The 6,808-nt window shown below is 64.3% G+C and carries 6 protein-coding genes; 2 read left to right on the forward strand and 4 right to left on the reverse strand.

What is annotated here, in order from left to right:
- Both ACNPP0_RS23955 and ACNPP0_RS23960 read left to right on the forward strand, forming a co-directional pair.
- Window positions 1–1,380 (forward strand): type IV secretion protein Rhs (locus ACNPP0_RS23955; protein ID WP_448707209.1); only part of this gene is annotated, 1,380 nt, incomplete at its 5' end.
- Window positions 1,381–1,405: 25 nt separating this feature from the next.
- Complete coding sequence (locus ACNPP0_RS23960) at window positions 1,406–1,906, forward strand: hypothetical protein (RefSeq protein WP_332612935.1); 501 nt, start codon at window positions 1,406–1,408, stop codon at window positions 1,904–1,906.
- A 39-nt stretch (window positions 1,907–1,945) separates the two neighbouring features.
- Here the strand turns inward: ACNPP0_RS23960 and ACNPP0_RS23965 are convergent, their stop codons facing one another.
- The 4 genes from ACNPP0_RS23965 to ACNPP0_RS23980 form a co-directional block, all read right to left on the reverse strand.
- Window positions 1,946–4,264 carry a T6SS phospholipase effector Tle1-like catalytic domain-containing protein gene (locus ACNPP0_RS23965; RefSeq protein ID WP_448707210.1) on the reverse strand — a complete coding sequence of 773 codons (2,319 nt, stop codon included), beginning with the start codon at window positions 4,262–4,264 and terminating at the stop codon, window positions 1,946–1,948.
- On the reverse strand, window positions 4,257–5,036 hold the full coding sequence (locus tag ACNPP0_RS23970) for a DUF3304 domain-containing protein (RefSeq protein WP_332612939.1): 780 nt from the start codon (window positions 5,034–5,036) through the stop codon (window positions 4,257–4,259). Before ACNPP0_RS23970 ends, ACNPP0_RS23965 begins: the two co-directional genes overlap by 8 nt.
- A complete protein-coding gene (locus ACNPP0_RS23975; RefSeq protein ID WP_448707211.1) occupies window positions 5,029–6,021 on the reverse strand; it encodes a DUF4123 domain-containing protein in 993 nt (330 codons plus the stop codon). Before ACNPP0_RS23975 ends, ACNPP0_RS23970 begins: the two co-directional genes overlap by 8 nt.
- A gap of 5 nt (window positions 6,022–6,026) precedes the next feature.
- Window positions 6,027–6,808, reverse strand: a 782-nt coding sequence (locus tag ACNPP0_RS23980; protein ID WP_448707212.1) for a DUF2345 domain-containing protein, incomplete at its 5' end; no start/stop codon positions are given.

The raw sequence follows: 6,808 nt of genomic DNA on the forward strand, positions 1-6,808 counted from the left end.
ACCTACCGCGCCCGCCAGGACGGCGCGCGCCTGCAATACGTGAACCTGGAACAGGTTGCCGAACGCTGGAACGACGGCAGCGCGCTGACCACCACCGAACGGCAATCGAACCGCCCGCGCATCCACGTGGAATTCAATCGCCCCGGCCAGCACCGCTTCACCATCACCGTGAAGGCCGACCCCGCCAACATCCCCTACTCCGCGCGTGAACGTGGCCGCCGCGCCAGCTATCAGGAACCGCACAGCAACCCGCGCAGCTACGTCACCAACGCCGACGGCACCCGCATCGTCGACGACATCACGCTGCCGGCTGCCGGCCTGAACCTGTACCTGTTCGAAGTGCGCGACGAACGCGGGCAATTGATCAAGACCGAACGCGTTGAAACCGTGCGCCGCCTGTACATCCAGGAGGTCATGTGCATCAGCGCGCATCCGGCCGGCCACCTGGCCGACGTCACGCCCGTCACCGCGGAATTCGCGCGGCACGGCATCGACATGATTCAGCTTCCGCGCCTGCGATTCCGGGGCCGCTCGGCGGTTGACGCCGCCGACACCGTCGAGTCGCAGCAAGCCATCATGGACGCCGTGCGCGCGGTCTACACCCCGTCCCCTGGCAAGCAGCGCGAACCCTATACGCTGGTCGTTTGCCACGTTGACCGCCTGGCCGCCCCGGGCATCAGCGGCGACATGCGGCTGCCGGTGCCCGCCGGCCCCGGCGGACGCGTCATGACGGTGCCCATCGTCAACGACGACCGCAGCCGCTCCAGCCTCTGGTACGAATTCGACGCCAGCGACGACTGGCTGGTGCACGCGCGCTACATCCACACGGATGCCTCCGGCGCCGAGCGGTCCATTCCGATTCCGCGCCACCTGATCACCCCGATCCGCGAAAGCAATGGGTCGGTCTGGTCGGTGTCCGTGGACCTGACCCGCATATCGCCCACGCCGCTGACCGGCATGCTGAACATCCAGTTCAACACCGTGGCCGCCAGCTACGCCGGCCTTGCCATCACGGGTTCCAACCTGCTGTTCGTCTCGACGCTGGACCCCTACGAACCCAACTCGCAGGCCTACCTGACGGAGACCCTTGCCCACGAAATGGGCCACTTGCTGGGCATGGTGCCCAGCGGCCCCGACTGGCCCGGCCTGCGCAACCAGGACGAGTCCGCCGACGATTCAAAGCTGGACCCTCCGCCGCACTTCTACTACGACGCGGGGGGGCACTGCTATTACGGCCTGCCGGACCAGAATGGCGAGTACGGCGAGGAGATCGGGCAGTGCGTGATGTACGGCATCACCTGCGCGAACATTCATTTCTGCCCCAGTTGCAGCAAGGCCGTGCGCAAGGTCGACTGCTCCGAAGGCTGGACGACGTTCTGACGCCGGCCCTTTTTAGAAAACCGACATGCCCATCATGACGACCGATTGGATTGAACCCGCCACCTTTGCCTCAGTGCCCTCGCACTCGCAAAAGGAACACGCCTGCATGCCGCCGCTGCAAGGCTACGACGCGCAGATGCGCATCGCCGCGCCCACCCGCGTCACGATCCGCGACGGCAGCACGCTGACCATTCCCATCTGCGCGCGCGGCATCCTGCCCGTGGTAGACGAGCCGCAGCTACCGCGTTTCGTGGCGGTGGACACGCGCACCGGCAAGGTCTATCGCGGCATCGCGTTCAACTACGTGCGGCCCAAGCTGCCCAATGTGTCGGTGGACCCCAGCGAAGGCGCGGCCCCGCCCAAGATTCCGCTGCCGCCCGGCATGACCGTGGAAACGCGCTTCACCACGGATATGGCGGGCGTGCTGCACCTGCCCGCCACCCCCGCGACGTACGAGGTGTATATCGAGGCAGAGAACGTGAAGTCGAATACGGTGACGATAGCGGTCGAAGCGGGGAAGAAGTAGCGGCATCGAAGGCGCTACGCGCGTCCTTCATTCGCCGCGTCACGGCCGCACCGGTGTCATCTGTTGAATGTTCTGCTCTGCCCGGGCGGCCTGGGCCTCGACCTTTTCCGCGTTGCGCATGTCCTTGGCTCGCTGCGACATTTCGGCCTTGGCGTCGGTCTTGGCGAATACATCCTTATCGCGAACACGGAAGTACATCGTGGTGCTGGCCAACAGGTGATCGGGCCAACTGCTCAACATGGCATCGTGCACCAGCCAGTCGAACAAGGTCATGACTTTCGGGGGCAATTGCGTTTTGCCGTCGCGCGCCTCGCGCCAGGCAGTCAGCAGGCGTTGCTGAACCGCGCGCTCGGCCTTGATGTCGGCCATGGGGTCGGCTGCCTTTTCCGGCGTGCCGCCGCCGCGCTTGATCAGTTCATTGCGCATGTTCTCGCGGTCGCGCATGTCCTTGTCCATCAACTCCATCGTGCGCAACACCTGCGGGCTATTACGCTCCAGGTCCGCGCGGCGCTGCGCGGTATCGGCATCCTGCTGTTCCGCGTGCTCCAGGCTCTTGTATTCCTCTTCCAGGCGTTCCCACAGCGGCTTGAAACGTTGCGGAGGCAATTCGCCACGGCTTTCCGAGGCGCGTTCCCAACGCTCATTCTTAAGCGCCTCCAGCTCGCGCAGGCGGGCGGTATTCTCCGGCTTGTTGCGTTCCTCGGCGGGCAATGTCGACACGCGTCGCAGTTCTTCGTTGTATTCCTGTTCCGGCGTGAAGTAATCCCGGTCCTTGATCCACGCCTCGGCCGGGTCCGACAGTTCGGCGCGAAACGTGGGGTCCTGGTAACGCACGGCCAGCCAGCGCAGGAATGCCTCCATATGCGGCATGAAGTCTATGCCCGGTTCGTACTTGACGACCTCGCGATACGCTTTGACCAGATCCAGAATCTGGTTCTTCGTACTGCCATCCACAATCGGTTCGGACAGCGAAAACTGCAAATAGGTATCGGGCTTCAGGTCGGCCAGCCTTTCCATGCTGTGAAAGGCCGCGCCGTGCGACAGCGCCTGGTTCATCATGTCGCGCAGCGCCACGCGCGACAGCTCTACGCGCGCATTCAGCGAGCCGGGCGGACTGACGCCCGTCACGTCGCCACTGGACCCGGGATACAGATACTGCAGGCCGCGCGTCTTTTCCAGGCTGTCCATGCGCTGATTGCGGCGCAGCTCATGCGCGGCCGCGAAATGCACGCACGTCTGCACGGCGGCTGGCACCGTCAACGTCCTGTCCTTGTGCGTCTGCTTGATAAGGTCCGTGACGGGCAAAAAGCCCAGGAACGTGTTTTCGTCCATGATGGACGCGACCGAATCCAGCAAGCCCATGAAGCGGATCTGGATATCGGCATCTGACTTGTTCTTCGTTCGGTCGCCAATCACCGCCAGGTCGGCATCGTGACGACGGCGGTACTTCTTGACCAGGTCATTCACGAACTGGCGGGCGACCACTCCGCCCCGGTCCGCCCCGAACACGGTGATTTCAATGCGGCGCACATTCTGCCCTTCGCTCACGGCGTCATAGGCCGCCTTGAACTGGCGCAATGCCGAGTCCACGCGCACGTCTACGCCCGTGCCCATCAGGTAGGCCACCGTTTCCTGATCGCGGATGATCGGCACCGTTTCCATCATGGTTGACTTGGCGGCTTCCTTGCCGGCCGTCCAGGCGACCTTCAGGGGATTTTTCTTGAAGCCGGCCCAGAAGCCGCGAACGGTTGCGCGCGCACGGTTCACCACGCGCTCGGGGTCCCACGCATTCCAGATCCGGACCGCCTTTTCGGGCAGCGTCCGCACATCTTTCACGACGTCCTTGTACGCCTTGACCATGGGCTGATACGAGGACTCACGCAGCGACTTCTTCACGGCGGCCGTCAGGCGCCCGGTGAGCTTATGGTTCGGAATCTCATCCGTGCGCAAGATATTGCCGACGTTGGCCGATATCGCCTTTTGCGCGTTGCCAGCGGCTTTCATGCCCGCCTTCGCGGCGGCATAAATCATGTCGTCGTTTTCCGCGTCGGCATTCAGATCGGTGCCCAGGCCCGAGTAGTAAAACCGAAACCAGTGGTGTTTTTCAGGGCGGCCGGGATCGCTCTGGACATAGTGCGCTTCCCACAAGCGGCAGATGTTCGAATAGTACGTGGGGTGCTTGGCATCTTCGTCGCGGCTACGGCCGAAACCATCAAAAAAGAACCCCATCCGCAGGACCGCACCGCATTCATTGCAGTCGTCCTTGGGGTACGCCGCCTCGTTCTGGGCCATTGCCTTCAGCACCGATGCCGGCGTACGGTTCTCCGGCGGCAAGTCACTGGATTGCGCGTCAGACATTTTTATCTCCCGCCGGGGCGCCCATGGCTTTGATCTGCTCCAGCTTTGCTTGCGGCAACGCCGCGACTTCCCGGGCGAAGTCGCCCGGCGCGCGACCCGGCTTGTCCAGAATCGCCTTCACCTGTGCATCCGAATCGAAGTTCGACGCCACCGTGAAGTACAGCAACATGTATTGACGCAGATCTTGCTTGTCTTCAATACGGTATTTATTCCATGCCGGCTGCAACGCCTTCGCCGTCGCGCGCAGCAGTTCGGCGTCGCTGCGGTAAGCGCCAAGCGATGCGCGATGCTCGCGCCATAGCCAGTCCACGGTATCGACAATGGGAATCCGCGTCTGGCCCAGCAGCTTGCGGCTTAGCGCCAGTTCCATGTGTTCGTCGGGATAGATGTGCAGCTCCAGATACAGCGGACCCTCCCCCGCCGGGATCTCGGCGGCCGGAAATTTGATGGCGCCCTGCCGATCGAAATAGAGCGAGTCGGCCTTGCCATCGTGCAGATGCTTGCGCAGCAACTCGGCATCAACGCCGCGCCAGTCCACCGTGAAATCGGTGCCCTTGAGCGTGAAGCAGCAGGTAACCGAGCCCTCGCCGCCGCCCGGGCTGACCTGCATCGTCGACGCCACGCCTTCGCCCTTGTCCTTGACGCTGATGCTGCGGATATTCCACGGCGTGTAGTTATAGGCGATGAAACTGACGCCTTGGTAGACCGGCTCGCTATTGCAACCCGCCAGCATGCCCAGCCACAACAGCGCGGCGATCAATCCCTTACGCATTCATCTCTCCTGAAGGCCCATCCTGACCAGCCCAATGCAAGGCCTGCACCTCGTCCCACACCGCGTCCGGCACGCCCGCCAGCGCCTTTGCCAGCGCGCCGTCGTCACCGGGCTGATACCCCTGCAAGCCCGCACGGATCAGCGGATGCTCATCAAAGCGCGGGGATATCGATACGCCCCACGCCACATAATCGAACATGTCCTTGTCGCCCGCCACGCCGTGTGCGCGCGCGCGTTCCAACTGCACTTGCACGCGCGGCACCAGCGCGTCCTGATCCGGGTCGCCGGGCAGCAGGCCGGGATACAGGCGGCGTAGCTGAACCGCGAGTTTGTCTGGGTAGTCCAGGTCGAACAGCATCTGGTGCTGCTCGGGCGTGAAGCGTTGGATGCCGTCGGGCGGGTTTGCGGGCAGCCTGCCGGTGCCCGACAGCTCGGCCTGCGAGCCATCGCGCAGCGCGTAGCGCAAGGTGATCAGCGGCGAGGCGAAGCAGGTGCGTTGTTCGGCGGTCCAGACTTGCAGGGCGCGCGCCAGGATGCGCGTGTCGTACCAGTGCAGGAAGAACTCGGTGTCGTCGGGCAAGGCGTAGTCGCAAAACCGTCCGAAATGCGCGATCAGTTTTTCCAGGGGCACGGCGGACGCGAAGCTCATCATTGCGTAGCGGCCCCCGCTGCGTTCGTGCAGGGCGTTCAACACGCGCACGAGCGGCGTACTGAAATCAGGCCGGCGTGGCCCGCGCAGCACGCCTTGCGATGCGCCGTCCACTTCAATCAGCAGTGGCGCCACGTCGCCATAAATGTCCAGCCCGGTTTGCGCCCAGATCGAGCCAAAACTCAGGTCTTCGGTGGCACTGATGCGCGCCAGCAGATCGGGGTGGCCCCGAAAATCCACGATCACATACGCGCGCGCGGCTTCGCCATAGGGCCCGCGGTGATGGGGCAATTGCGCAAAGGTGGAAAGCAGCGCCTGCTGCCAGGAATAAGCCATCGCCGTCACGCCTTTTCGGTAATGGATTGCACGCTGTCCTGGGCGTCCAGCACGCAGCTTTTGCATACCGTGAACTGCGGAAAGGGATACGGCATCTGCGTGGGGCCGGCGAACTGTTTGTTGCCGGTCTTGACGTCGATACGGCCCGGCGCGGTGACGGTGATGTTGCCGCCTTCGATGACGATGCTGGCGCCCGCCGCGTTGGCGATGCGGATGCGCTTGGGCGATGCGTATTCGATGCCGGCGTTGGCGCTGACCATGCGCAGGTCCTGCTGCGCCTGCACGGTCAGCACGTCGTGCTGCGACATCACGTCGACTTCGCCCGTGCCGGCAATCAGGTCCAGGCCGGATTCGGCGCCGCCCTTCTGCACGCCGGCCACGATGCCCAGCGCCTGGCCGGTATGCACGCGCAGCGAGCCGATGACGGCCAGGTTGTGGTCCAGCCCCGATGACCAGTGCACCAGTTCACCGGCCGATACCTGCACGTTGCGTCCGGCCGCTTGCGTCAGCCCCGCGCGGCCGGCCATCAGCACCAGCGGGTCGGTCATGTGCGGGACCTTGCCGTCGACCACTTCCGTGTGCTTGGCAGAGGCATCGCCCGCCGCGCCGCTGATCGCCTGGCCGTCCACGGTGCCGGAGACGGCGCGCGTCATCGCGGCAAGGGGCGCGCGTTCGCCGTCCAGTCGGCTGGCGCCCGCGGACGTGGTGCCGCGTGCCGAAGCCAGGCGCACGCCCTGATGCGCGCCGATCACGCCGTCAAACGACTGCGCCATGATGTCGGCCTGCC

It is taken from the genome of Achromobacter semiaridum (genome assembly GCF_053543755.1).